This window comes from Sphingomonas rhizophila (genome assembly GCF_014396585.1).
GTDB classification, from domain to species: domain Bacteria; phylum Pseudomonadota; class Alphaproteobacteria; order Sphingomonadales; family Sphingomonadaceae; genus Sphingomicrobium; species Sphingomicrobium rhizophilum.
In genome coordinates this window covers 2,031,677-2,055,650 of record NZ_CP060717.1, presented here as the reverse complement: position 1 = coordinate 2,055,650, position 23,974 = coordinate 2,031,677, and the positions used below count along the sequence as shown (strand labels likewise).

The window sequence follows — 23,974 nt, the reverse complement described above, 5'->3', positions numbered from 1 at the left end:
TCCTGGAGAGCAATGTGACCATCGACGCGGCCAATCGTGCCCTGGCCAATTTCAAGTCGGCGCTGGAAAGCCGCGATCGCGCAAGCGTCAACAAGGCGGCGGTCGAACTCATCGACCTGGCGCCGCGCCTGGGTACGTCCTGGCGTTCGATCGCCACCGTGCTGGAACGCAACGGCGAGCATGGCCAGAGCTTTCGCGCGCTCGCCAACTGGGCCGCGGAATCGGGCGGCGCTCCCGCAGTGTTGTACGAGCAAGCCGGCTTTCACGCGCGCGCCGGCCGTCATGACGAATCCGAACGACTGCTCCAGCGTATCCCCAAGGATCGCTTCGACCCGGCCGGACTGGCCTATCTTCGCGGGACGATCGCCACCAACGCCGGCCGGATGGACGATGCCGTGGAGAGTCTGCGGGAAGCCGTCACCCTGAACCCGGCGTCCGGCCACTCCTGGCTGGCATTGTCGATGGTCAACGGCATCGACGACGCGTTTGCCGATCGAATGATGGATGCCGAAGAGGCGGCCACCCAGCGTGGTGGCGAGGAAGCCGCCACTTACTATTACGCGGTCGCGCGCCTCATGCACCGGCATGAGCGTTACGACGACGCCTTCCGGACGTTCGAACGCGGTGCGGCGATCGTTGCGGCGTTGCGCCCATACGACCGCGCTGCGCAGGAAGCGACGGCCAGCCGAGCCATTTCCGGATGGTCGTCGGACAGCATTCGCCGTTTCAATGGCCAGGCGTCGAACGCAGCCGGGCGGCAGATCTTCGTTACCGGGCTGCCCCGGTCGGGGACGACGCTGACGGAACAGATCTTGGCGGCCAACAGCCGGGTGCAGGGCGGCGCCGAACTCAGCCTGCTGCGGTTGTTGCATCAGGACGTCGGGGGCCTGACCAGCGCCGATCTGGACCGGTACCTCACCGGCGGCGGCAGCATCGATGGCCTGCGCGATCTCTATCGGCACCTGCTCGACGAACGGGCGCCCGGCGACGCATTGGTGGTCGACAAGACTCTGGCGCTGGGATCATCGATTGGCCTGCTGGCAGCGGTGTTCCCCGATGCGCCGATCGTCTGGCTTCGCCGTGATCCGGCCGATTGCGCCTGGTCGATCTTCAGTACCTATTTCCTGCGCGGCATGAACTGGGCCTGGTCGCTGGGCGACATCGCGCATTTCTTCACGATCGAAGATCGGCTGTTCGCCCATTGGACGGAGGTGCTGAAGGACCGCGTCCTCGTGGTGCCTTACGAAGGATTGGCGTCACAACCAGAGGAATGGGTCCCGCGGATCAGCCGGCACGCCGGCCTGGAGATGGAAGAGCGGCAGTTGACGCCCCACCTCGAGGAACGCGTGGTGTCGACGGCCAGCGTCAGCCAGGTCCGCGAGCCGATCAACCGCAAGGGCATCGACAGCAGTGCGCCCTACCGAGACAAGATGCAGCCCTTCTTCGACGGGTATGGAGGACAGGCCGGGTGATGGTGCGGTCAGCCGCCATTCACCTTGGCAGGCGCTTAATTTCCGGATGACCAAGCATCTTGTCCTCGCGCTCACGGGCCTGGCGGTCAGCCTCCCGGCGATGGCCCAGCCGGACGCTCCGCGCGAAGTGTCCATTCCGTTCGCTGCCAACGGCGGCATTCGCGACTGGGAAGCGGAAGGCGACAAGTCGATCCTGCTGCGCGACCGCACCAATCGCTGGTATCGCGCGACCTTCGTCGGCCGGTGCCCGCGGGTCGGTTACAGCAATACGCTGGTGTTCGAGACCGATCCATCCGGGACGTTCGACCGCTTCAGCTCGATCAAGTCCGAATATGGCAATTGCCAGGTCGGATCGATCGTCCGCGCGGAAGCGCCGAAGTCGAAGGGCGGCAAGTAACGCCGCGTCAGGCCGGCTGAAGCACCAGCTTGCCGTCGCCCTCGTCGATTTTCACCAACGACCCGTCATGCACCCGGCCGGCAAGGATTTCGTCGGCGAGCGGATCCTGCAGATATTTCTGCACCGCGCGTTTCAACGGCCGCGCACCGTAGACCGGATCGTAACCGACACGGCCAAGCCAGGCGCGGGCGGCATCGGACAGCTCCAACTTGATCTTGCGGTCGGCGAGCAGGCTCTGCAGCCGCTTGACCTGGATATCGACGATCGGGCCCATGTGATTGGCCGACAAGCGGTGGAACAGGATGATCTCGTCCAGCCGGTTGAGGAACTCGGGACGGAAATGGCCGCGCACGACCTCCATCACCTGCGCCTCGACATTGGTCGGGTTCTCGTTCTCGCCGAGTGAGGCGAGGTACTGGCTGCCAAGGTTGGACGTCAGGATGATCAGCGTGTTGGTGAAGTCGACCGTGCGGCCCTGGCCGTCGGTCAGGCGGCCATCGTCGAGCACCTGCAGCAGGATGTTGAAGACGTCGGAGTGCGCCTTTTCGACCTCGTCGAATAGTACGACCTGGTAGGGGCGTCGACGCACCGCCTCGGTCAGAACGCCGCCCTCGTCGTAGCCGACATAGCCCGGAGGGGCGCCGATCAGCCGGGCGACCGCGTGCTTCTCCATATATTCGGACATGTCGATGCGGACCATCGCCGTGTCGTCGTCGAACAGGAAGCCGGCGAGCGCCTTGGTCAGCTCGGTCTTGCCGACGCCGGTCGGGCCGAGGAACAGGAAGCTGCCAAGCGGACGGTTGGGGTCCTGCAGGCCGGCGCGGGCGCGGCGGACGGCGGCAGACACGGCCTTGACCGCGTCTTCCTGGCCGATGACTCGCGATCCGATCATCTGCTCCATGTTGAGCAGCTTTTCGCGCTCGCCCTCCATCATCCTTTCGACCGGAACGCCGGTCCAGCGGCTGACGACCGAGGCGATGTCCTGGTCGGTTACTTCCTCGCGAAGCATCGCGCCGGCGCTGGCAGTCGCGGCCTCGGCCAGCTTCTTCTCCAGCTCCGGGATGCGGCCGTATTGGAGCTCGCCCGCCTTGGCGAGGTCGCCGTTGCGCTGCGCCTGCTCCAGCTCGATGCGGGCGGCGTCGAGCTCGGCCTTGACCGAGGCTTCGCCGGCGATCTTGTCCTTGTCCGCCTGCCAGCGGGTAGTGAGCTCGGCCGACTGCTGCTCGAGGTTGGCGAGTTCGCCTTCCAGTGTTGCCAGCCGGTCCTTGGAAGCGGCGTCGCTTTCTTTCTTCAGCGCCTCGCGCTCGATCTTGAGCTGGATGATGCGGCGGTCGAGGTTCTCAATTTCCTCGGGCTTGGACTCGACCTCCATGCGCAGGCGCGAGGCGGCCTCGTCCATGAGGTCGATCGCCTTGTCGGGCAGAAAGCGGTCGGAGATGTAGCGGTTGCTCAGCGTCGCCGCGGCGACCAGCGCGGCGTCGGTGATGCGCACGCCGTGGTGAAGCTCATACTTCTCCTTGAGCCCGCGCAGGATCGAGATGGTGTCGGGCACGGTCGGCTCACCGACGAAGACCGGCTGGAAGCGGCGTTCGAGCGCGGCGTCTTTCTCGACATGCTTGCGATATTCGTCGAGCGTGGTGGCGCCGACGACGTGCAGTTCGCCGCGCGACAGGGCGGGCTTAAGCAGGTTGCCGGCGTCCATCGCGCCTTCGCTTTTTCCGGCGCCGACCAGCTGATGCATCTCGTCGATGAACAAGATGATGTCGCCCTGCGACTGCTTGACCTCGTCGATCACGCCCTTCAGCCGCTCTTCGAACTCGCCGCGATATTTCGCGCCAGCGATCAACGCGCCCATGTCGAGGCTGAGCAGCTTGCGGTCCTTGAGGCCGTCGGGAACGTCACCGTTGGCGATACGCAGCGCCAGACCTTCGGCGATGGCGGTCTTGCCGACGCCCGGTTCGCCGATCAGCACCGGATTGTTCTTGGTGCGGCGGGCAAGCACCTGGATGGTGCGGCGGATTTCCTCGTCGCGGCCGATGACGGGATCGAGCTTGCCGTCGCGCGCCGCCTGGGTGAGGTCGCGGGCAAATTTCTTCAGCGCGTCGTAGCGGTCCTCGGCGCCCTGGGTGTCGGCGGTGCGACCCTGGCGAAGCTTGTCGATGGCGGCGTTAAGGTTCTGCGGGGTCAGGCCGGCACTGGCGAGGGCGGTGGCGACGTCGCTGCCCTTGGCGAGCGCGGCAGCGAGCAGGATCCGTTCGACCGTGACGTAGCTGTCACCGGCCTTGTTCGCGATCTCCTGCGCCTGGTCGAGCAGGCGAATGAGGTCGCCGTCGATGCCGGGGGCGGAGGTCGCGCCGCTGCCGGTGACCGACGGTTGCTTGGCAACGGCCGCGTCGATCGCCCGGCGGGCGGCCATGCCGTCGCCGCCGGCGGCGTTGATCAGGCCAACGGCCATTCCCTGCTCGTCATCGAGCAGCGCCTTCACATAGTGCGCCGGCGTGATGCGCTGGTGATGTTCGCGCACCGCGATCGTCTGTGCCGCCTGCAGGAAACCGCGGGCGCGGTCGGTCAGCTTTTCCAGGTCCATGCGTTACCCCTCAACTTCACCTTCATGTGGTGTGTTCAAGGGCAACACAAGAGGCCTCGTCAGGGCTTCGGTGCCTTGGGTTGTCCGGCGGCGAAGCGGTCGCCGAAGAAACTGCCCTGGTACCAGCGCGGCGCGACGGGAGCGTCGGCGATCTCGCGGGCGATCAGATAGTTGACCTGCGCGAACTTGGCGGCCGCCTTCCAGTTGAACGGCGCCTTCATGTCGTCGCTGACCTGGTGGTAGTGGTTCTTCTGGAAATTCTCCGATGCGGCCTTGCCCGGGCCGCCATAGCCGGTGACCAGGAAGACGGCGGGGATGCCTTTCTTCACAAAGCTGTAGTGGTCGGAGCGGGTGAAGAGGCCCTCCTCCGGAATGGGGTCGGGCGACAGCTTCACGCCGATCTTCGACACCGCGTTGTTGACGGCTTGGCCAAGCGTCGAATGTTCGGCGCCGAACGCGATGACGTCCTGGAAGTCGTAAGTCAGGATCGGCATGTCGAGGTTGACGTTGGCGACGACCTTCTTGCCCTTCAGAGTCGGATATTCGGCCAGATACTGCGAGCCGAGCAGGCCGTCTTCCTCGGCGGTCAGCGCGACGAACATGACGGTCCGCTTGGGCCGCTGGCCACTGTCGACGAAGGCACGCGCAGCTTCGAGCATGGTGGAAATGCCGGCGGCATTGTCCATCGCGCCGTTCATGATCGTGTCGCCGTTCTTGGCGGGAACGATTCCGTCGTGGTCGAGGTGACCGGTCAGCATGACGACTTCGTTCGCGAGCCTGGGATCGCTGCCGGGAATGACCCCGATCACGTTGGGAGACTTGGTCCGGGCCGTCAGGCCATAGCGCTCGAAGCGCACCTTCCCGGGAATGACGAAGCCCTTGGGACGGGCGGCCTTGTCCTTGATCTCGGCGGCCACGGCATCCCAACTGCGCTGGGCTCCCTGGAACAACATGGCGGCACCGCTGGGGCTGACCGTCGCGCCGAGGCGGATCGACGGATTGTCGATGTGCGGGCGTCCGTTGGTTTCAACCCAGCGCAGGCGCGGCGTGTTGACGTTCTCCAGGATGCGTTCCCACGGGAAGCGATCGAGGATGGCCGGCGTGGCGATCATGATCGCACCGATCGCGCCCTTGGACGCGGCGACCTCGAGCTTCTTATCGTTCAGGGTGGCAGCCACGTCGCTCGGCAGGTCGGACGGCGTGCCGTAGAGATACGCGATCACCTTCCCCTTGACGTCGAGGCCGCGATAGTCGTCGAGCTTCAGCGACGGATTTTCAAGGCCATAGCCGACGAACACCACCTCCGCGCTTTCATCGACACTGCTGGTTAGCGCGCTCGGGCCGATGATGATGTCCTTGCCGGTCACCAGCCGCTTGCCGCCGATGGTCAGCGCCGACGGCTTGGCCGGGTCGACCCGCGTCATCGAGAATGGGACATTCTGGTAATAGCCCTCGGTCCCGCCCGGCGAGAGGCCGAGTGCCTCGTACCGCGCCGCGACATAGCGGGCGGCAAGGTCGTAGCCGCGTTCGCCGGTGTTGCGGCCTTCGAGCAGGTCGTCGGCGAGGAAGGCAATGTCGGACCGGATGCGTTCTTGCGAAAAGGTCTGGGCCATGGCCGGCGCGCTGGACAGCAACAGCGCCGCAATGGCGGCACGACGAACGAGCTTCATGAAAACCCCCTGAAAGAAAGACAGGCAGCTATCTTGGCGGCAATCGGCCGCGGAGGGCAAGGTCAGGGCTGCGTCGCGGCAGCGGGTGTTTCTACCGGCGGCGGCGCTGTTTCGACCGGCGGTGCCGAAGCGGTGGCGAGTGGCCCGCTCGGCATGGGCGTGACGTCTGCCGCCGGCACCGCCTTTGCCTGAAGCGCGGCCTTGGATGCCGCCGCCTGCGCGGCCAGCTGCGCCATCAGGTGGGGGCAGCCGATGGTGCGTTCATCGCCCATCGCCGCGCCCCACTTGCGATACTTCTTGCTGTCGACGTGAAAGCGAAGACCCTTGTAGAAGCCGAGGCCGACGGCGTAGCCGCCGCCCTGCCAGCTATGGATCGCGCAGACGCCGCGCATCAACGCCTCACGGGTCGTCGGGCGCAAGGGGACCAGGTCGAGCGCGAAAAAGTGGCGGTGAGCGCTGTCGGCGGCGCCGCCGGCGCAGACATTGAGCAGTTCGTTGCGGTACACCGACACCGGCTCGACCGGTCCGACAACCGGAACGACATGGTCGCGGACATATTTCAGGGTCTCGACCAGGTTCGGCCATTCGCTTTCCGGCGGGACCTCGAACGGCTGAGCGCCGCATCGTTGCCAGGAGCTGGCGGTGCGCGTGAGCTGCCACGTTGGAACCACGCCGGCAACTTTGTGGGCCAAGAGGTAGCCGTAGAGGGTCCGTGCCTGCGTCGCGCGTTCGGGAGCAGCCAGCGCCCACCGCTGGTAACCGGGCTCGTCCTGGCCGGGCGTGATATAGTCGGCCGCCGGATCGAACCTTGCGGGGGCCTGCGCAACGGCGGGCACGGCGGCGAGCAGGGCAATGAAGGCAAACAACCAACGCATTCTCGGGAGCTTAGCAGAGCGCCGGTTGAAAACCACCGCCCGTCCTCGCATCTTGGTGTGATGCAACGCCCCATCGACGTCGATTTACCGCACAAGCTTGGCAAGGACGAGGCGCGACGCCGCCTTGCCACCAACATCCACAAGCTGTCGTCCCACATCCCCGGCGGCGCCGCCGTCCGCCACGACTGGCAAGGCGATCGGCTCAACATGACCGTTGAAGCGATGGGCCAGGCGATCGAGGCTCAGATCGATGTCGAGGAAGCCAAGGTGCATTGCCGCATCCTGCTGCCCGGCATGCTCGGCCTGTTCGCCGCGCCGATCGAGGCGATGCTGAAGCAGAAGGGCAGCGACTTGCTGCTGGAGGACAAGCGCGACTAGGCTCCCGCCACAAAAGCGGGAGAGTCGGGCATGCGTCATTTCGCGGTGATCGGATCGGGGCCGGCGGGGTTCTACACCGCCGAAGCGCTGGTCAAAGCCTATGGCGACGACGCCCGCATCGACCTGATCGACGCCCTGCCGGTGCCGTACGGCCTGATCCGTTTCGGCGTCGCCCCCGACCATCAATCGATCAAGGCTGTGTCGCGCCGCTACGACCAGGTTGCGGAGGGCGGCACGGTTCGCTTCGTCGGCAACCTGCGCGTCGGCCGCGACGTATCGGTGGACGATCTTTTCACGCTCTACGACGCGGTGGTTTTGGCGATCGGTGCACCGCACGACCGCAAGCTCGGAATCCCGGGCGAGGATCTGGCCGGCGTGGTGGGTTCGGCGGCGTTCGTCGGGTGGTACAACGGCCATCCGGATTTCGCCGACCTTGACCCGCCGCTGGATGGCGAAGCGGCGGCGATCATCGGCAACGGCAACGTCGCGCTCGACGTTGCGCGCATCCTGTCGAAGACCCGCGCCGAATTCGCCGGCAGCGACATCGTCGCTCACGCCCTCGACGCGCTTGAACGATCGGCAATCCGGACGATCACCATCGTCGGTCGCCGCGGCCCGCACCAGATTGCGATGACGCCGAAGGAGTTGGGCGAACTGGGTCACCTCGCCGAGGCGGAGCCCGAGGTTGCCAGCGAGGACCTGCCGCCCGCCGACAGCGACGGCACGCTGGAGCCCGGCCAGCGCAAGTCGGTCGCCCATCTGCGCGAGTTCGCGGCGCACGAGGACGAACATAAGCCCAAGCATATCGTCTTCGATTTCTTCGCAAGGCCGGTGCGGATCGAAGGCGACGGGCGGGCCGAACGGCTGGTCGTAGAACGCACCGCTTTGGACGCAAATGGCCAGAGCGTCGGCACCGGCGAGGAATATTCAATTCCGGCCAGCCTCGTCGTGAGCTGCATCGGCTACGCCACGCCGCGAATCGCTGGCGTTCCGTACGACGAGCGCGGCGGCAAATTCGCCAACGACGGCGGCAAGATCGCCGATGGCCTCTACGCCGTCGGCTGGGCGCGGCGCGGTCCGTCGGGGACGATCGGCACGAACCGGCCGGACGGCTACGAGGTGGCGGAGCAGATCACCGGGATGATGCCGGTGGGCAGCGATGGCGGGAAGATCGGCGGCCCGGGGCTCGACGGGCTGATCGCTGAGCGCGGCCTCAAGCCGACCAGCTTCGACGACTGGCGAACCATCGAGCAGGCCGAGGTCGCCGCCGCCCGTCCGGATGCCCCGCGCGAGAAATTCGTCCGCCACGACGACTGGTTGAAACTGCTAGGCCATTAAATCGCGCCGGTGCGCTTGCGCTTGCGGAGGGGCGCCGCTAGGAAGCCCGCGCCTTGAACCGCCGGTGTCACCACCGCGGTTCGGTCGGGGAGTAGCTCAGCCTGGTAGAGCACTGTCTTCGGGAGGCAGGGGCCGGAGGTTCGAATCCTCTCTCCCCGACCATTTTTCCTCATTCGTAATGCGTGATCCGCAGCAGGACGGCCTGGCCGTTCTCGCGGACGATCTTCTCGTGCTGGCGCGGGTTGGCGGCCGGGTACCAGCCTTGCGCAATGACGATGGCCGGGCTGTGGATCCGGACGACGGCCTGGCCGGGAACCGCAGCAGCGGCGGCGAAGAAGAGGGCGGGGGACATGCCCCCACCCTCCCCGCATCAGGATGGCCGCGACCTTGCGCTTTCCTCCAGAGTGGAGCTGATCCTATTCGGCAGCTTGCGTCGTGCTGCCGTCGACGATCGCCCGAAGCGCCGCGACGTGGCGGTCGAAGGCCTTGCGCCCCGCGCGGGTCAGCGAGGCCGAGGTGCGCTGGCGGCCGTCGATGCTGGCCTTGTGCAACACGGCGTAGCCGGCGTCGGTCAGCGCTGAGAGATGTTTCGAGGTCACCGAATCGCTGGCGCCGATGATCGCTTTCAAGCGGGCGAAGTCGGCATCCTGAGCGTTGGCCAGGACGGCGGCGATCTGCAACCGGGCAGGCGGCGTCAGCACCGGGTCGATGGACGACAGGGCCATGTCAGGCGCCCATCTCGCGGACGAATACGCGCTGCCACTGGATGCTTCCGAGTGTGGCCAGCACGGCCGCGGCAATCCCGAGCAACAGTGGCGTGAGGTGGTCGCCGTTCGAAAGCGCGGCGCGTACGCTCAAGGTGTAGAGGACGAGCAAGGCGGCGAGGATGGCGAAGGTCACCAGCCGGGTCTTGCCGCGGCGATAGCCGTTGATGAACATTCCCGTCCGCTTGCGGTCCGACCGGACGATAAGCGGAATCGCCGCGAGCGCGAAGGCGAGCACGAAGTACCGCCAGGGAAGGGCAACGGCGGGACTGGCCACCATTGCCCCCATCATGATTCCGAACACGCCGTGCCGCCACGCCGGGCAGTGCGCGGCCGCCGCCAGGTCGCGCTCCGCCGACTGCTTTGCGTCGAGGGCCAGCATTGCTTCACGAGTATCCATCTTCCGAACCCCTTACTTTCCAATATGGAAAGTAGCTAGAGGCAACTTTCCAATTTGGCAAGCGACAATTTTCCATTCTGGAAAGTCGCGCGGGCTGAAGCGGGTCGTTAGAAGGGGAAAAAGTAAGCGATGGTGGGAACCGCCGCGACCCAGGTCAGCAGGTTGAGCGGAAGCCCGATGCGCACGAAATCGAGGTAGTTGTAGCGCCCGAGCTGGTAGACAAGAACGTTCGTCTGATAGCCGAACGGCGTCGCAAAGGCCGCGCTTCCCGCCATCATCACCGCGACCAGGAAAGGTCGGGGGCTGACCGCCAGCGTGTCGGCCAGGGCCACCGCGATGGGCGTGAAGAGCACGGCGACGGTGGCGTTCGACAGCAACTCGGTCGCCAACAGGATAACGCCATAGAGAAGCGCGAGGGCGACGAACGGGCCGAACGGCTGGAGCATCGCGGACACCGCGCTGGTAAGCACCTCGGCGAGGCCCGTCTTCTCGAGCGCGATGCCGATTACCAGCATGCCGACGACCAGCAGGAGTACCTCGGGACGAAGTCCCTGGTACGCCTCGTCGGGCTCGATCACCCGGATGATGATCAGGATGACCGCGCCGGCGAGCGCCGCGGCCGCGATCGGGGCAACATCCAGTGCGGCCGCGGCAAGGACCCCGCCGAATACCGCGACGGCGGCAAGTGCCCGCCAGGGTCGAAGGGGGCGCGCGGGTTCGAACACCTTGGCAACGCCGGGCTCACCCTCCGCCAGCCGGGCATGGCGGCCGTCGGTGGTCAAGTCGGCGCCATTGCCGTCGCCGCGATCCAGCCGGCGGCTGAACAGGATGAGGTAGACCACCCCCACCGCTGAAATGATCAGGCCGACCGGCGTGATCTCGAAGATTCCGAACCCGGGCTGCCCCCGACCTGCGCCATGTCGTTGACCAAAAGGTTCGTGGAAGTACCCACAAGCGTGCAGGTGCCACCCAGCACCGCCATATAGGACAGCGGGATGAGGAATCGCTTCGGCGACAGGCCGATCTTCTCGGAGATGTCGCGGACGGCGGGCGCGGTCAGGACCACGATCGGGGTGTTGTTGAGGAACGCCGACCCCGCCCCGGCAATCACGATCAACAGCCACAGGCCGGCAGCGCCGATGCGGCGGCACAGCCACACGGCAATTTGGATCATTCTGTCGAGGAGGCCCGACAGTTCAATCGCGTAGACGATGATGAACAGCGCGGCGAGAGTGATGACCGCCGGACTGCCGAAGGCTCCCTGCGCATCGGCTGGACGGATCGCCCCGCTCACCAGCAGCACGGCGGCGCCCGCCATCGCCACGATGTCGGCGCGAACCTTGTCCCAGATCAGCGCGGCGATGACGAGAGTCAGCACCGCCAGGGTGACGATTTGCGGAGGCGTCAAGGAACGTCAGTCTGTCGGCGTTGAATCACGTCGCGAAGCTGGGATCGAGGCGATAGGCCTTGCGCAGCAGGGCCGGCCAAGCCAGCAGCCTGGCGCCGACCTTGAGGCCGGCCGCACCCTGCTCGGCCGCCAACTCGGGCGTCCCCTGCGGCGGGTTGTTGAGTTTGTCGCCGGCGGACAAGGCCATGATCTGGGCCTCGCAGGCGCGCTCGATGAAGTAGAGCTTCACGAAGCATTCGCCAACGCTTTCGCCGACCGCCAGCGTTCCGTGATTGCGCAGGATCATGCCGCCCTTGTCACCCAAGTCGGCGACGATCCGCTCGCGTTCCTCGAGGTCGGTGGCGACCCCTTCATAGTCGTGAAAGGCAAGATCGCCGCGCACCAGCATCGCAGTCTGGGTCAGCGGCAACAGGCCCTCTTCGTGGGCGCTGACCGCCTGGCCCGCGGGGGTATGGAGATGCATCACCGCCTGCGCATCCTCGCGCGCCATGTGCACGGCGCTGTGTATGGTGAAACCGGCGGGATTGGTGATGAAAGGCGTCGGCTCGACCGGATTGCCGTGGACGTCGACCTTGACCAGCGACGAGGCGGTCACCTCTTCGAACATCAACTGATAGGGGTTCAGGAGGAAATGGTGTTCCGGCCCCGGGATGCGCGCCGACAAATGCGTGAAGATCAGGTCGTCCCAGCCATAGTGGGCGACCAGCCGGTAGGCGGCAGCGAGGTCGACGCGGATCTTCCACTCGTCCTCGCTGACCTTGCCCCTCATCGACGGGATGTCGACTTCCGACAGGGCATGAAGATCGTCCATCCCGCGGTTGATGTTGTCGACGCGGTTCATTCAAACAGTCTCCTGGCGGGCCGCGACCTGCCGGTCGGGATGGGCGGCGGCAAAGGCTTCGTGCGCTGAGGCCGTCTCGTCGGCGCGGCGCAGGGTCGGGAACTGGACGATCGGCACCGAAAAGCGGCGTGCATTGTAGAGCTGCGGTACCAGGCAGATGTCGGCGAGCGTCGGCGTGTCGCCGAACAGGAAAGCGCCGGCGCGTGGCTTGGCGAGTTCCTCAAGCGCGGTCAGGCCTTCCGTCACCCAGTGGCGATACCACTGGTCCTTGCCGTCCTCACCCACATCAAAGGTGCCGGTCAGATATTTGAGGACGCGAAGATTGTTGAGCGGATGGATGTCGCAAGCGACGGCCAGCGCCAGCGCCAGCACATGGGACCGGTCGGCGGGATCGCGCGGCACGAACGGGTTCGGGTCGAAGTTGGCATCGAGATAGTCGCAGATCGCCAGGCTCTGGGTCAGGCGGTGACCGTCAATTTCCAGCATCGGCACGAAATTCTGCGGATTGAGCGCATGGTATTCCGGGGATTTCTGGGCGCCCTCGGCCAGGTTGACCGGCCGTTGTTCGTAATCGACGCCCTTGAGGTTGAGCGCGATCCTCACGCGATAGGCGGCGGAGGAGCGAAAATAATCGTAGAGGATCGCGCGCGGCATCCGGCCATGCTGCGCCCGACGGCGGGGATTCGTCAATCGTCGCCCATGAATGGCGCGATCACTTCCGCGGGGACGCGGATCGGACGGCCGGCGGCCTTGTCGACGATCGCCCATTGGGTGACGGCGCGGACCCGCACCTTGCCGTCCTCGCCGATGAATTCCATGTGGCGGTCGAAGCGCGCGCCCTTGGGAGCCTCGCCGACCCAGGTGCGGGCAGTGATGGTGTCGCCCTCGAACGCGGGCGGAGGTAATCGATCTCGTGGCGAATGATGACCCAGAAATAGGCCTCGTCATGCTCGGGCGAGGCGACCGTCCGCCAATGTTCGACCGCGACGTCCTGGATCCACTGCACCCAGACGGCATTGTTGACGTGGCCCAGTTCGTCGATCGCCGAAGCCGGCGCGACGATAGTGCGGGTGAAGACGGGCCGTTCGCTCATTCGCCGACCTGCGTCAGGACGAAGGCGTAGGCCTCGGCAATCTCGTAGATCGCGTTCCAGCGGCCGGACTTGCCGCCATGCCCCGCGCCCATGTTGATCTTCAGGCACAACAGATTGTCGTCGGTTTTGGTCGCGCGGAGCCGCGCCGCCCACTTGGCCGGCTCCCAATAGGTGACGCGCGGGTCGGTCAGGCCGCCGGTGATCAGCATCGCCGGATAGGGCTGCGCTTTCACATTATCGTAGGGGCTGTAGCCCTTGATCAGGTCGAACGCGGCCTTGTCCTCGATAGGGTTGCCCCATTCGGTCCACTCACCGGGGGTCAGCGGCAGCGTGTCGTCGAGCATGGTGTTCAGCACGTCGACGAACGGCACGTCGGCGACGACCGCGCCGTAAAGATCGCCTGCCTGATTGACGACCGCGCCCATCAATTCGCCGCCGGCCGATCCGCCCTGCGCGGCGACGCGGCCAGGCCTGGCGTAGCCTTCCGCGATCAGGCCGCGCGTGACGTCCACGAAATCGTTGAAGCTGTTCTCGCGCTTGGTCAGCTTGCCGTCGAGGAACCATTGGTAACCAAGGTCGTCGCCGCCACGGATGTGGGCGACGGCATAGGCGAAGCCGCGGTCGACCAGGCTCAACCGGGTGACCGAAAAGCTGGGAGGAATGGCATGGCCGTAGGCGCCGTAGCCGTAGACGAACAGCTTGCCGCTGCCGTCCTTCGCGCTGTCTTTCAACCGGACGACCGACACGGGCACCCGGGCGCCGTCGCGTGCTTCGATCATCAGCCGTTCGGTGACGTAGCGCGACGGGTCGTAGCCCGACGGAATCTCCTGCACCTTGAGCACTTCCAGCCGCCGATCGGCCGGGTGGTAGTCGTAGACCGTCCCCGGCGTGACCATCGACGAATAGCCGATGCGGTAAGCGGCCGGGGCGTATTCCGGATTGCCCCCGAAACCGGCGCTGTAGCTCGCTTCCTCGAACGGCACCCTTTGCTCGTCGCCGCTGGCGTAGTCTCGCAGCACGAGCTGGTCGAGGCCGTCGACCCGGCTGGTGATCAGCAGATGGTCCCGGTGGGTGGTGATGCCGCGCAGATAGGTGCGGTCGCTGCCCTCGATCTCGGTGGTCCAGTCGCCTGGCGAGGCGAGGTCGGCCGAGAAGAGCGAGAAGTTGACGTGGTCGCGGTTGCTGAGGATCCACAGCTTCCCGTGGGCGGCGTCGACTTCATATTGCACGTCGGCCTCGCGCAGGCGGACCAGCACTTGCGGCGCGGTCGGATCGTCAGCTGGGACGATGCGGGTTTCGCCCGACGAATTGTGGCCGGTCGCGATGACGATGGTCGACCGGTCGGTGGTCTTGCCGACCTGGACCGAGAAGGCGATGTCATCGGTTTCTTCGTATAGCGTCACCGCCGTGTCGGGCGCGTCGCCGAGCCGGTGGTAGCGGGCGCGGTAGCTGCGCCACTGATCGTTCACCTCGGTGAAGACCAGGCCGGCAGAATCCGCCGTCCACACCGGCTGGCCGATGCCGACCGCGGTGACGGTATCGAAATCCTTGCCGCTGGCGAGGTCGCGCACGACCAGCTTGAACCGCTCCGACCCGTCATCGTCGGCCAGCGTCGCCAGCTTCGTCCCGTCCGGGCTGACCGCGAACGCGCCCAGCCGGAAATATTCCTTGCCCTCGGCTTCCGCATTCTCGCTGTAGATCAGCTGATCCTCGCCGCCATTCACGGCCTTGCGGAACCAGTCGCGGTATTGCGTGCCGGGCTTGAACGCCGACCAGTAGAGATAGTCGCCATCGCGGACCGGGACGGTGCTGTCGTCTTCCTTGATGCGGCCCTTCATCTCCTCGAACAGCTCGTCGATCAGCCCCTGGTGCGGCTTCATCGCCGCTTCGAAATAGGCGTTCTCCGCCTTCAGATAGCCGAGCACCTCTTCGTCGGTGACCTCGGGATAGCCGGGATCGCGCAACCAGGCGTAATCGTCGGTCCACTCGACCCCGTGACGCTCGTTCGTATGGGGCTTGCGCGCGGCAACGGGCGGATTGGGCAGGGTCATGGCTCTTCCTGAAGGGCGGGGATGCGACTATCTGTCCCCTCATACAAAGAGTGAAAGAGATTGCCATGTCGTCCTACGCCGACCGTCTTGCCGCCCTTCGAGTCCAGCTGTCCAAGGACAGCCTCGACGGGTTCGTGGTGCCGCTGACCGACGAGCATATGAGCGAATATGTCGGCAGCTACGCGCAGCGGCTGGAATGGCTGACCGGTTTCAAGGGATCGGCGGGTTCAGCGGTGGTGCTGCCGGAGGAAGCTGCGATCTTCACCGACGGGCGCTACACGCTGCAGGTTCGTAGCCAAGTATCCGCCGACCAGTGGAGCTATCAGTCGGTCCCGGAAACTAGCGTCGCGGCGTGGCTGAAGGACCATGCGCCGGCGGGGGCGAGGATCGGCTACGATCCGTGGCTGCACACCGCGCAGTGGGCGAAGATGGCGAAGGAGCAACTCGCGGCGAAGGGCGCCGAGCTGGTCGCCGTCGACCGCAACCCGATCGACGCGGTGTGGGCCGACCGGCCCGAGCCGTCGAAGGCGCGGCTGGTGGTCCAGCCGGAAGAACTGACCGGCCAATCGTCTGCCGATAAGCGCCACGCCATGGCCGATTGGTTGAAGGGCGAGGGCGCCGACGCGGCGGTGCTGGCGGCGCTCGATTCGATCGCCTGGACCTTCAACCTGCGCGGCGCGGACGTCAGCCATACACCGGTCGCTTTGGCCTTCGCGGTGGTCCACAACGACGGCACCGCCGACCTGTTCGTCGCACCGGAAAAGGTCGATGCCGATGTGAAGGCCCACCTTGGCAATGGGGTTCGCCTTCACGGTCGGGACGAGTTCGAAGGTTTCCTGGAAGGCATGAACGGCAAGCTGGTCGCGGTCGATCCGGAGCGGTCGGTGGCGGCGATCGCCGAGGCGCTGACCCGCGCCGGAGCGCGCATCCTGCAGCGCCGCGATCCGGCGGTTCTTCCCAAGGCGATCAAGAACAAGGTGGAGATTGCCGGACAGAAGGCGGCGCAGGCCCGTGACGGTGCGTCGATCGTTCGGTTCCTGAAATGGGTCGAGGCGGAGGCGCCGAAAGGCGGGCTCGATGAACTGAAGGCGTCCGACCGGCTGGAAGCGTTCCGGCGCGAGGGCGGGATGCTGAAGGACCTGTCGTTCGACACCATCAGCGGCAGCGGCCCCAACGGCGCGATCGTCCATTACAAGGCAAGCGCGGAGACCAACCGTCCGATCGAGATGAACTCGCTCTACCTGGTCGATTCGGGCGGGCAGTACGCCGATGGCACGACCGACATCACCCGCACGCTGCTGATCGGCGAGCCGACCGGCGAGATGCGCGATCGCTTCACCCGCGTGCTCCAGGGTCATGTCGCGATCGCCACCGCGCTGTTTCCGAAGGGCACGCGCGGGACGCAGCTCGACAGTTTCGCCCGCCGACCGCTGTGGGAAGCGGGTCTCGACTATGCCCATGGCACCGGCCACGGCGTCGGCGCCTTCCTTTCGGTCCACGAAGGGCCGCAGCGCATTTCGCCGGCGGGAAGCTCGCAGGCCGGCGGCGACGAGCCGCTGCAGGCGGGCATGATCCTCAGCAACGAGCCCGGTTACTATAAGGCAGGCGAATACGGCATCCGTATCGAGAATCTCGTGCTGGTCGTGCCGGTCGATGTCCCGGGCGCGGAAAAGGAAGTGCTTGGCTTCCAGACGCTGACCTTCGCTCCGATCGAACGACGGCTGATCAAGAAGGACATGCTGAGCGCCGAGGAAATCGCCTGGGTCGATTCTTATCACGCCGAGGTGGTCGAGAAGATCGGGCCGCAACTCGATGACGAACATCGCAGCTGGCTCGTCGCGGCCTGCCGCCCGCTCTAGGCGTCGGACTTCGACTGGGGCGGCGGATCGGCTTTTCGAGCCTGCGCCTTGCGCCGGCGCAGGTTGGCGCGAAGGGCCTCCGCCAGCCGCCGTTCCTTGTCCTTCTGCTGATCGCTCATCGTGGCCAGCGCTAATATTCGCGCCGCCCGACCGCAAGCCGGGTTGACGCCGCGCCGCCCAGCAGCCATAGGCCCGCCCGTCTTCCGACATGCTGCCGTAGCTCAGTGGTAGAGCGCATCCTTGGTAAGGCTGAGGTCGTGAGTTCAATCCTCACCGGCAGCACCATCCCCACGCACAGCCAGTCCGGGGGACTGGCGAGCATGGGGATCCCGAAGCGAAGCGGAGGGCACCTGCCCACAGGCTGTCCGGGGGACAGCCGAGGCAGGGATTCCGAAGCGAAGCGAAGGGCGCGCAAGTGCTTGCGCGACATGCCTGGACGCTGACATCGCCAGATTATTTCCGTCCCGTAACGGGCCATTCGGATTTACCATTTTTTAGGCTTGTTGGCCGATTCTGACCCCCTCGAACTAGGGGAATGAACATGACCAACTTTATCAAATTCGTCCGTGATTCGAAGGGCGCGACGGCCATTGAATATGGCCTGATCGCAGCGCTCATCGCCGTCGCCGCCATTGCCGCGATGCAGAGCGTTGGTTCGAAGCTCGGCACCACGTTCAACAACGTTTCCAGCCAGCTCGGCTAAGACGCTGTAACGCACATCGGAGGGGCGTCGCTCGAACGAGCGGCGCCCTTCTTGCGTTGGGCTAATTGACGCGCGGGGGCGATGCGCCGCATGGCGGGCCGCGATGCGCTTCTTCTCCGACAATGCCGCCGCTGCCTGTCCCGCCGCCATGCGCGCTCTGGAGGAGGCCAACCGGCTGGCGACCGCCTATGACGGCGACGAATGGAGTGCGCGGCTCGACGAGGCCTTCTCGTCGCTGTTCGAGACCGAGGTCACTGCGCTGTGGGTGTCGACCGGCACCGCCGCCAACTGCCTCGCGCTTGCTGCGATATGCCCGCCGACGGGCGCGGTCGTCTGCCATCGCGACGCGCATATCGAGAACGACGAGGCCGGCGCGCCGGGCTTCTTCACCCATGGCGCCAAGCTGATGCTGGTCGATGGCGCAGGCGCCAAGGTCACTCCGTCGGCGCTCGGCGCCGCGTGCGACCGGATCCGGCCTGACGTCCACCAGGTCCCGCCGGCGGCCCTCAGCATCACCAACGCCACCGAGTACGGCTTGTCCTATCGCGCAGCCGAGGTTGCCGCGCTCGGCGCCGAGGGGAAGCGGCGCGGGCTGCGCGTTCACATGGATGGCGCACGGTTCGGCAATGCCATCGCCTTTACCGGGGAACGCGTCGCCGACGTCACCTGGCGGGCGGGAGTCGACGCGCTGTCCTTCGGTTTCGTCAAGAACGGGGCGATGAACGCAGAAGCGCTGATCCTGTTCGACCCGGCTCTGGGCGACACGGTTCGGCGCCAGCGCAAGCGGGCGGGCCACTTGCTGTCCAAAGGCCGCTATCTCGCCGCGCAGTTGCTGGCGATGCTCGAAAACGACGTGTGGCTCGACAATGCGCGCGCCGCGAATGCTGCGGCTGCGGCACTGGCCGAAGCGGCGGGGCATGAGCGGCTGGTCTATCCGGTCGAAGCCAACGAATTGTTCGTGCGGATGACCGCCGATGAGGCCGCATCGATCCGCGAACAGGGCTTCGACTTTTATGACTGGGCCCCGGGCGAAGTGCGACTGGTCACCAGCTGGGACCAGGACATGGCCGCGGTCGATCGCCTCGCCGCCGCGATCCGTAGCCTGTGACAAGCTCGGGGAGCGGGCGCGGCGCGGCCATCGACGCGTCGATCGTCGTGCCATTCATCATCTTCACCCTGATCTGGGGATCCACATGGATCGTCATCCGCGACCAGCTGGGGGTGGTCCCGAGTCAATGGTCGGTGGCCTACCGCTTCCTGATCGCGGCGGCGGCCATGGCGCTGGTCGCCCGCTGGCAAGGCCACCGACTGGCGCCCTCGAGGGCCTGCTGTTGGCGGCCTCGGTAATTGCGCTGACCCAATTTAGCATCAACTTCAGCGCGGTCTACCAGGCCGAACATTACATTACCTCGGGCGTCGTCGCGACGATGTTCGCGCTACTGATCATCCCCAACAGCCTCCTGGCGTGGGCGCTGCTCGGCCAGAAACCCTCGGGCGCTTTCCTTGCGGGTGCGGCGGTGGCGGTTGCGGGGGCGCTATTGCTGTTCGTCAACGAGCTTCGCGTCTCGTCCATTCCTCCGCGTGAAGTGGCGATCGGCCTGGGCTGGACCCTTGTCGGTCTGCTCGGAGCATCGTGTGCCAATGTGTTCCAGGCGACGGAGGGCGCCAAACGTTACCCCCTACCGGTGCTATTGGCGTGGGGCATGGCGATCGGTGCGATGGTCGACGTGTTGCTTGCCTCGGTCATTTCCGGCCCGCCGGTGTGGGACCCTCGGCCGGGCTACTGGCTGGGCCTGCTTTATCTCGCCCTTGCCGCTTCGGTCCTGTGTTTCAGTCTCTATTTCCCGGTGATCCGCAAGATCGGGCCGGGCAAGGCGGCCTACAGCAGCGTAATGGTGCCGGTCATCGCGATGGCCCTGTCGACCGTGCTGGAAGACTATCACTGGACGACACTGGCGGTGCTGGGCGCGGCGCTGTCACTGGGCGGGATCCTGATCGCGATCGGCCTTCGCCGTCGCCCGCTGCCCGCGGCCGCGCCCGACGCGGGCTAGGCGCGCTTCGACCGACGGACGTTGCAGCCGCCGCCCGGCGTCCCTAGTTCAGCGCCATGGCCGACGCACGCATCAACCCCGAAGCTCCGCCCTCGCCGGAGCATGTCACCATCTGGCGCAAGGATTATCGCCCGCCCGACTGGCTCGTGCCCGAAGTGTCGCTGGATATCGCGCTCGACCCTGCGTCAACGCGGGTAAGATCGAGCCTGAAGGTTGAGCGCAACGGAGCGCACGACCGCCCGCTGCGGCTGGCCGGCGATGAAATCCGCCCACTGACCGTGACGGTGGACGGCGCCGAGGCGCGTTGGACGCTGGACGGCGATACGCTTGTTATCGACCTTGGCGGTGCCGAGCATGCCGTGGTCGAAACCGAGGTCGAGATCGTGCCGCAGGACAACAGCAAGCTGATGGGCCTGTACGCCTCGGGCGGGATTCTTTGCACTCAGTGCGAAAGCGAAGGCTTTCGCCGGATCACCTTCCACCCCGACCGGCCCGATGTCCTGTCCGTCTATCGCGTGCGGATGAGCGCGAACAAGGCGCGCTTCCCGATCCTCCTCGCCAACGGCAACGAGATCGCCAAGGGCGAAGGCGACGATGGGACGCACTGGGCCGAATGGCACGATCCCTTCCCCAAGCCGTCCTATCTGTTCGCGCTTGTCGCCGGTGACCTTGCGGCGAACCGCGATAGCTTCACGACGATGAGCGGCCGGAAGGTCGATCTCGCCATCTGGGTACGGGAACGCGACCTGCCGCGGACCGGCCATGCGATGGAAAGCCTGAAGGCGGCCATGAAGTGGGACGAGAAGGTCTACGGCCGCGAATACGACCTCGACCTGTTCAACATCGTCGCCGTCGACGATTTCAACTTCGGTGCGATGGAAAACAAAGGCCTCAACATCTTCAACTCGCGCTACGTCCTGGCCGACCAGGACAGCGCCACCGACGCCGATTTCGACGCAATCGCCGGGGTCGTCGCTCATGAATATTTCCATAACTGGTCCGGCGACCGAGTCACTTGCCGCGACTGGTTCCAGCTCAGCCTCAAGGAAGGCTTCACCGTTTTCCGCGACCAGAGTTTCTCGGCCGACATGGGTTCGGCGGCGGTCAAACGGATCGAAGATGTCCGCCTTCTCCGTGCCGTGCAGTTTCCGGAGGACAGCGGCCCACTGGCGCACCCGGTGCGTCCGGAAAGCTTCATCGAGATCGCCAATTTCTACACTGCGACCATCTACAACAAGGGCGCGGAGGTGATCCGCATGATGCACACCCTGATGGGCGCGGAGGCCTTCCGGCGCGGGACCGACCTCTATTTCGAACGTTTCGACGGGCAGGCGGTGACCTGCGACGATTTTGTCGACGCGATGGAGGAGGCAAGCGGGGTCGACCTGTCGCAGTTTCGCCTGTGGTATTCGCAGGCCGGCACGCCCCACGTCACCGCCCGGCTGGAACATGACACCGGGGCGGCGCGGGCGACGCTTCACCTGGCCCAGGCAGTGCCGGCGACGCCGGGCCAGGCGGACAAGCAGCCGATGGTTCTGCCGCTGCGCACGGCGTTAATCGGAACGGACAGCGGCCGCGAACTCGCGGCGGAGCGGGTGATTACCCTCAACGAACCGTCGATGAGCGTGGTGTTCGAGAATGTCGACGAAGCCCCGCTGCTATCGATCAATCGCGGCTTCTCGACGCCCGCGGTCATCGACGTGGCGCGGAAAAGCGGCGAACTCGAGCGGCTGGCGCAGACCGACGCCGATCCGTTCGCGCGGTTCGAGGCCCTGCAGGATCTGATGTACCGCGCTCTGTTGGCCGGCGCCCGCGGCGAAACGGTGGACTATGATCCCGTCGTTGCCGCGATGGGCGCCACGCTCCGCTCCAATGCGCTCGACACGGCCTTCAAGGGCGAGGCGCTGATCATCCCGGGAGAAAGCGTGATCGGCGATCGATTGCCGCTGGTCGATCCGCAGGCCGTGCACGAGTCCCGTGACGCCCTTCGCGGGGCAGTCGGTGCATCGCTGGCAGACGATCTGACGGCAGTTCAGGCGATCACGGCGTCCGGCGGCGACCTGTCTCCCGAAGCCAAGGGCACCCGCCGCCTGCGCGCCGTGGCCCTCGGCCTGATCGCCGCCGCCGATCCCTCGCGTGGCGCCGCGCTGGCCAAGGCCCAATATGACAGCGCCGACAACATGACCGACCGGCAGGCCGCCTTGGCGACCCTTGCCAATCTCAAGGGACCGGAGCGGGCGGAGGCGCTCGACGATTTCTACCGCCGTCATCGGGGCGACACGCTGGTCATCGACAAATGGTTTTCGTTGCAGGCGATGGCGGGCCGGCCGGATACGCTCGACCAAGTGGAGACGCTGCGTCGGCATCCCGACTTCACGATGAAAAATCCCAACCGTCTGCGCGCGCTCGCCGGCGCCTTCGCCGCGAACCCGTGGGTATTCCATTCGGGCGAGGGTCGCGGCTACCGCATGCTGGCAGATTTCGTGATTGCCGCCGACGCGATCAATCCGCAGGTTGCGGCGCGCTTGGTGCCGCCGCTCGGCCGCTGGCGCCGCTTCGTCGAACCCTATGCCGGGCGGATGCGCGCGGAACTGGAGCGGATTGCGGGAACGCCGGGCCTCAGCAAGGATGTCTTCGAACAGGTGAGCAAAAGCCTGGCGTAGGAGGGCCGACCGAGCCGCCCTTTAACCGCTCGTCAAGCGATCGGGCGCACGCTCCATTTCATCGATTCGTCACGTGATTCTCACGATGGCTTCGTATCCCGCCGGCAGCGGCGGGACGTCGCCAAGGGGCAGGAGACACTCGATGTTATGGCTTGCTGCAGTCGCAGTTGCGGGGTGCGGAATGATCGTCGCGGTCATGCGCTCAACCCTGGTCCGCGCGATCCTGATCGGCCTCAACCAATGCGCCGAGGCCTCGGCGCACCGGAATTAGCGCAGGGGCGCCAACAAGGGATCAAGCAAACCGATCCCGAGCGCGCCACCGATCAACCCGGCGGCGCTCCACAGCAAGGCCGCGACCAAGACCAGCGTGGTCCGGCGTTCGGACGGCCAGGTTTCGAGCGGTACGCCAGGAAATTTCGCGGCGAGCGACGACATCGGCGCAGCGACGCGCGGTTCGACCGTGGTCGGCAAATAGTCGTCGGGGCACCAGTGAATTCCCATTCGCCGACGCTAGGTCGACGATGGTCACCAAATTCTTAAGATGATCACTCCGGAACGCCGGGTCCGGGGGGTGGATCTTCGCTCGAGGCCTGTTCGGGCGGCGGCGCAGGCGCAGCGGATACTGGCGCCGGCTCATCTGGTTTGGCCGGTTCGGCACTGGGCGGCTTGACGGGCTTGTCGAGTTGTTCCGACCGATCCATCCACGCCTTCTCCGCTTCATCAAGTTTGGCGAAGCGCGGTTCGGCAACGCCGTCCCAGTCGATCTTGGCGTTGAGCGGGCCCTTGACCGTGCGGTCGAATACCCCAGCCCCGTAAGCCCCGCCGATCAAGGCGGCGGCGCCGAACAGCAAGGCGATCTTCCAGCGCGGCATGTCGAATGAATTGCCCATGGCGCGCAAGCTACTCGCAGGGTTTTACCAACCGCTTAAGGCGGCGGCGGACGGAGCGAACCGCCGCCGCCTGCGGTCACGGTCGATCAGTCACCGGCCAGCGCTGACCGACAAGGCGACCGCGGGGATGGCGCTGCTGCCGTTCTGGGCCAGCTCGGTGGCGCGCTGGATCGCCTGGGCGACCTGCGGCTTGGCCCCGGCAATCGCGTTTGCAAAGCACCCGTTCTGCTCCTGCGGCGACAGGCCATCATCGTAGAGACCCGGGCTGCAAACCTGGTTCGCGGCCTTTGTCACGCGGCGGGAGAGGTCACGGCGACCGTCGGCGGCGGCGAGATTGAGGTCGGCGTGCGCCACGCGCGTCGTGAAGACCTCCTTCTCGGCGATGACCGTCACGGTCCGCGGTTCGGCGGATGCAGCCGATGCGGCGGCGGAGCCGAACAGAAGGACAGCGCCGATGGCGGCACCGGCGACGGAACGGAATGAAGAGGTCAGGCGATACATTGGTCCCTCCTTTGCTTGCCTCCAGGGGATCGA

At 66.0% G+C, this 23,974-nt stretch carries 23 protein-coding genes, 2 tRNA genes and 2 pseudogenes; 12 read left to right on the top strand and 15 right to left on the bottom strand.

Translation table 11 applies throughout. The features are described from left to right. The first annotated feature begins 14 nt into the window (after nucleotides 1-14). Both H9L12_RS10465 and H9L12_RS10460 read left to right on the top strand, forming a co-directional pair. Entirely contained in the window at nucleotides 15-1,472 is a 1,458-nt protein-coding gene (locus H9L12_RS10465) for a tetratricopeptide repeat-containing sulfotransferase family protein (protein WP_187541686.1), read from the top strand. Nucleotides 1,473-1,518: 46 nt separating this feature from the next. Then, nucleotides 1,519-1,869 (top strand): DUF6491 family protein, encoded by a 351-nt coding sequence (locus tag H9L12_RS10460; protein WP_187541685.1) that lies wholly within the window; start codon nucleotides 1,519-1,521, stop codon nucleotides 1,867-1,869. A gap of 7 nt (nucleotides 1,870-1,876) precedes the next feature. On the opposite strand, the gene clpB is transcribed toward H9L12_RS10460, so the two are convergent. From clpB to H9L12_RS10445, 3 genes are all read right to left on the bottom strand, one after another. After that, nucleotides 1,877-4,456 (bottom strand): ATP-dependent chaperone ClpB, encoded by a 2,580-nt coding sequence (clpB, locus tag H9L12_RS10455; protein WP_187541684.1) that lies wholly within the window; start codon nucleotides 4,454-4,456, stop codon nucleotides 1,877-1,879. A 59-nt stretch (nucleotides 4,457-4,515) separates the two neighbouring features. Further along, nucleotides 4,516-6,126 carry a M28 family metallopeptidase gene (locus tag H9L12_RS10450; protein ID WP_187541683.1) on the bottom strand — a complete coding sequence of 537 codons (1,611 nt, stop codon included), beginning with the start codon at nucleotides 6,124-6,126 and terminating at the stop codon, nucleotides 4,516-4,518. A gap of 62 nt (nucleotides 6,127-6,188) precedes the next feature. Next, nucleotides 6,189-7,001, bottom strand: a complete 813-nt coding sequence (locus H9L12_RS10445) for a hypothetical protein (protein WP_187541682.1) — start codon at nucleotides 6,999-7,001, stop codon at nucleotides 6,189-6,191. 60 nt (nucleotides 7,002-7,061) lie between these two features. Between H9L12_RS10445 and H9L12_RS10440 the strand changes: the two genes are divergently transcribed. The 3 genes from H9L12_RS10440 to H9L12_RS10430 all read left to right on the top strand — a co-directional run bounded on the left by H9L12_RS10440 (nucleotide 7,062) and on the right by H9L12_RS10430 (nucleotide 8,879). Further along, nucleotides 7,062-7,379 (top strand): polyhydroxyalkanoic acid system family protein, encoded by a 318-nt coding sequence (locus H9L12_RS10440; protein ID WP_187541681.1) that lies wholly within the window; start codon nucleotides 7,062-7,064, stop codon nucleotides 7,377-7,379. A 30-nt stretch (nucleotides 7,380-7,409) separates the two neighbouring features. Then, nucleotides 7,410-8,717, top strand: coding sequence for an FAD-dependent oxidoreductase (locus H9L12_RS10435; protein ID WP_187541680.1), 1,308 nt, complete (start codon nucleotides 7,410-7,412; stop codon nucleotides 8,715-8,717). Between the two features lie 85 nt (nucleotides 8,718-8,802). Then, a tRNA-Pro gene (locus H9L12_RS10430) sits at nucleotides 8,803-8,879 on the top strand. Between the two features lie 7 nt (nucleotides 8,880-8,886). On the opposite strand, the gene H9L12_RS10425 is transcribed toward H9L12_RS10430, so the two are convergent. The 8 genes and pseudogenes from H9L12_RS10425 to H9L12_RS10390 all read right to left on the bottom strand — a co-directional run bounded on the left by H9L12_RS10425 (nucleotide 8,887) and on the right by H9L12_RS10390 (nucleotide 15,274). Further along, nucleotides 8,887-9,069 (bottom strand): hypothetical protein, encoded by a 183-nt coding sequence (locus tag H9L12_RS10425; RefSeq protein ID WP_187541679.1) that lies wholly within the window; start codon nucleotides 9,067-9,069, stop codon nucleotides 8,887-8,889. A 64-nt stretch (nucleotides 9,070-9,133) separates the two neighbouring features. Further along, nucleotides 9,134-9,442 (bottom strand): transcriptional regulator, encoded by a 309-nt coding sequence (locus H9L12_RS10420; RefSeq protein WP_187541678.1) that lies wholly within the window; start codon nucleotides 9,440-9,442, stop codon nucleotides 9,134-9,136. Between the two features lies 1 nt (nucleotide 9,443). Beyond that, the gene (locus H9L12_RS10415; RefSeq protein WP_187541677.1) at nucleotides 9,444-9,881 is read right to left on the bottom strand and encodes a hypothetical protein; all 438 of its coding nucleotides are present in this window, start codon (nucleotides 9,879-9,881) and stop codon (nucleotides 9,444-9,446) included. A gap of 107 nt (nucleotides 9,882-9,988) precedes the next feature. Next, nucleotides 9,989-11,289 (bottom strand): annotated as a pseudogene (locus H9L12_RS10410) (SLC13 family permease). 25 nt (nucleotides 11,290-11,314) lie between these two features. Then, nucleotides 11,315-12,100, bottom strand: a complete 786-nt coding sequence (locus tag H9L12_RS10405) for a class II aldolase/adducin family protein (protein ID WP_187543260.1) — start codon at nucleotides 12,098-12,100, stop codon at nucleotides 11,315-11,317. A gap of 30 nt (nucleotides 12,101-12,130) precedes the next feature. Further along, nucleotides 12,131-12,820 carry a maleylacetoacetate isomerase gene (maiA, locus tag H9L12_RS10400; RefSeq protein WP_343060355.1) on the bottom strand — a complete coding sequence of 230 codons (690 nt, stop codon included), beginning with the start codon at nucleotides 12,818-12,820 and terminating at the stop codon, nucleotides 12,131-12,133. Further along, nucleotides 12,817-13,223: pseudogene (locus H9L12_RS10395) on the bottom strand (acyl-CoA thioesterase). The gene maiA and the pseudogene H9L12_RS10395 overlap by 4 nt, the downstream one beginning before the upstream one ends. Next, entirely contained in the window at nucleotides 13,220-15,274 is a 2,055-nt protein-coding gene (locus tag H9L12_RS10390) for a S9 family peptidase (RefSeq protein ID WP_187541676.1), read from the bottom strand. Before H9L12_RS10390 ends, H9L12_RS10395 begins: the two are co-directional and overlap by 4 nt. Nucleotides 15,275-15,339: 65 nt before the next feature. On the opposite strand from H9L12_RS10390, the gene H9L12_RS10385 reads away from it, so the two are divergent. After that, nucleotides 15,340-17,133, top strand: a complete 1,794-nt coding sequence (locus H9L12_RS10385; RefSeq protein ID WP_187541675.1) for an aminopeptidase P family protein — start codon at nucleotides 15,340-15,342, stop codon at nucleotides 17,131-17,133. On the opposite strand, the gene H9L12_RS13965 is transcribed toward H9L12_RS10385, so the two are convergent. After that, complete coding sequence (locus tag H9L12_RS13965; protein WP_281399784.1) at nucleotides 17,130-17,252, bottom strand: hypothetical protein; 123 nt, start codon at nucleotides 17,250-17,252, stop codon at nucleotides 17,130-17,132. The two genes, H9L12_RS10385 and H9L12_RS13965, sit on opposite strands and share 4 nt — an antisense overlap. A 91-nt stretch (nucleotides 17,253-17,343) precedes the next feature. On the opposite strand from H9L12_RS13965, the gene H9L12_RS10380 reads away from it, so the two are divergent. The 6 genes from H9L12_RS10380 (at nucleotide 17,344) to pepN (ending at nucleotide 22,550) form a co-directional block, all read left to right on the top strand. Then, nucleotides 17,344-17,418 (top strand) — tRNA-Thr (locus H9L12_RS10380). 256 nt (nucleotides 17,419-17,674) lie between these two features. Then, nucleotides 17,675-17,836: a Flp family type IVb pilin gene (locus H9L12_RS10375; RefSeq protein ID WP_187541674.1), complete on the top strand. Its 162-nt coding sequence runs from the start codon at nucleotides 17,675-17,677 to the stop codon at nucleotides 17,834-17,836. A 103-nt stretch (nucleotides 17,837-17,939) separates the two neighbouring features. Further along, a complete protein-coding gene (locus H9L12_RS10370; protein WP_187541673.1) occupies nucleotides 17,940-18,944 on the top strand; it encodes a threonine aldolase family protein in 1,005 nt (334 codons plus the stop codon). Continuing rightward, nucleotides 18,941-19,183, top strand: coding sequence for an EamA family transporter (locus tag H9L12_RS14205; RefSeq protein ID WP_343060353.1), 243 nt, complete (start codon nucleotides 18,941-18,943; stop codon nucleotides 19,181-19,183). The genes H9L12_RS10370 and H9L12_RS14205 overlap by 4 nt, the downstream gene beginning before the upstream one ends. Continuing rightward, entirely contained in the window at nucleotides 19,168-19,887 is a 720-nt protein-coding gene (locus H9L12_RS10365; RefSeq protein WP_343060352.1) for a DMT family transporter, read from the top strand. The genes H9L12_RS14205 and H9L12_RS10365 overlap by 16 nt, the downstream gene beginning before the upstream one ends. Nucleotides 19,888-19,943: 56 nt before the next feature. After that, nucleotides 19,944-22,550 carry an aminopeptidase N gene (gene pepN, locus H9L12_RS10360; RefSeq protein ID WP_187541672.1) on the top strand — a complete coding sequence of 869 codons (2,607 nt, stop codon included), beginning with the start codon at nucleotides 19,944-19,946 and terminating at the stop codon, nucleotides 22,548-22,550. A 267-nt stretch (nucleotides 22,551-22,817) separates the two neighbouring features. Here pepN and H9L12_RS10355 read toward each other — a convergent pair whose 3' ends face one another. From H9L12_RS10355 to H9L12_RS10345, 3 genes are all read right to left on the bottom strand, one after another. After that, nucleotides 22,818-23,051: a hypothetical protein gene (locus H9L12_RS10355; protein ID WP_187541671.1), complete on the bottom strand. Its 234-nt coding sequence runs from the start codon at nucleotides 23,049-23,051 to the stop codon at nucleotides 22,818-22,820. A gap of 44 nt (nucleotides 23,052-23,095) precedes the next feature. Continuing rightward, nucleotides 23,096-23,440: a hypothetical protein gene (locus H9L12_RS10350; RefSeq protein ID WP_187541670.1), complete on the bottom strand. Its 345-nt coding sequence runs from the start codon at nucleotides 23,438-23,440 to the stop codon at nucleotides 23,096-23,098. A gap of 90 nt (nucleotides 23,441-23,530) precedes the next feature. After that, on the bottom strand, nucleotides 23,531-23,941 hold the full coding sequence (locus tag H9L12_RS10345; protein ID WP_187541669.1) for a UrcA family protein: 411 nt from the start codon (nucleotides 23,939-23,941) through the stop codon (nucleotides 23,531-23,533). Nucleotides 23,942-23,974: the final 33 nt, after the last annotated feature.

What these genes read in the sequence shown, in the direction of transcription:
- pepN (WP_187541672.1), top strand. Translation starts at nt 19,944, where the DNA reads ATGGCCGACGCACGCATCAACCCCGAAGCTCCGCCCTCGCCGGAGCAT.
- H9L12_RS10350 (WP_187541670.1), bottom strand. Translation starts at nt 23,440, where the DNA reads ATGGGCAATTCATTCGACATGCCGCGCTGGAAGATCGCCTTGCTGTTC.
- H9L12_RS10370 (WP_187541673.1), top strand. Translation starts at nt 17,940, where the DNA reads ATGCGCTTCTTCTCCGACAATGCCGCCGCTGCCTGTCCCGCCGCCATG.
- H9L12_RS10415 (WP_187541677.1), bottom strand. Translation starts at nt 9,881, where the DNA reads ATGGATACTCGTGAAGCAATGCTGGCCCTCGACGCAAAGCAGTCGGCG.
- H9L12_RS10460 (WP_187541685.1), top strand. Translation starts at nt 1,519, where the DNA reads ATGACCAAGCATCTTGTCCTCGCGCTCACGGGCCTGGCGGTCAGCCTC.
- H9L12_RS13965 (WP_281399784.1), bottom strand. Translation starts at nt 17,252, where the DNA reads ATGAGCGATCAGCAGAAGGACAAGGAACGGCGGCTGGCGGAGGCCCTT.
- H9L12_RS10435 (WP_187541680.1), top strand. Translation starts at nt 7,410, where the DNA reads ATGCGTCATTTCGCGGTGATCGGATCGGGGCCGGCGGGGTTCTACACC.
- H9L12_RS10375 (WP_187541674.1), top strand. Translation starts at nt 17,675, where the DNA reads ATGACCAACTTTATCAAATTCGTCCGTGATTCGAAGGGCGCGACGGCC.
- H9L12_RS10450 (WP_187541683.1), bottom strand. Translation starts at nt 6,126, where the DNA reads ATGAAGCTCGTTCGTCGTGCCGCCATTGCGGCGCTGTTGCTGTCCAGC.
- H9L12_RS10385 (WP_187541675.1), top strand. Translation starts at nt 15,340, where the DNA reads ATGTCGTCCTACGCCGACCGTCTTGCCGCCCTTCGAGTCCAGCTGTCC.
- H9L12_RS10345 (WP_187541669.1), bottom strand. Translation starts at nt 23,941, where the DNA reads ATGTATCGCCTGACCTCTTCATTCCGTTCCGTCGCCGGTGCCGCCATC.
- clpB (WP_187541684.1), bottom strand. Translation starts at nt 4,456, where the DNA reads ATGGACCTGGAAAAGCTGACCGACCGCGCCCGCGGTTTCCTGCAGGCG.
- H9L12_RS10355 (WP_187541671.1), bottom strand. Translation starts at nt 23,051, where the DNA reads ATGGGAATTCACTGGTGCCCCGACGACTATTTGCCGACCACGGTCGAA.
- H9L12_RS10405 (WP_187543260.1), bottom strand. Translation starts at nt 12,100, where the DNA reads ATGGACGATCTTCATGCCCTGTCGGAAGTCGACATCCCGTCGATGAGG.
- H9L12_RS10440 (WP_187541681.1), top strand. Translation starts at nt 7,062, where the DNA reads ATGCAACGCCCCATCGACGTCGATTTACCGCACAAGCTTGGCAAGGAC.
- H9L12_RS10445 (WP_187541682.1), bottom strand. Translation starts at nt 7,001, where the DNA reads ATGCGTTGGTTGTTTGCCTTCATTGCCCTGCTCGCCGCCGTGCCCGCC.
- H9L12_RS10425 (WP_187541679.1), bottom strand. Translation starts at nt 9,069, where the DNA reads ATGTCCCCCGCCCTCTTCTTCGCCGCCGCTGCTGCGGTTCCCGGCCAG.
- H9L12_RS10420 (WP_187541678.1), bottom strand. Translation starts at nt 9,442, where the DNA reads ATGGCCCTGTCGTCCATCGACCCGGTGCTGACGCCGCCTGCCCGGTTG.
- H9L12_RS10390 (WP_187541676.1), bottom strand. Translation starts at nt 15,274, where the DNA reads ATGACCCTGCCCAATCCGCCCGTTGCCGCGCGCAAGCCCCATACGAAC.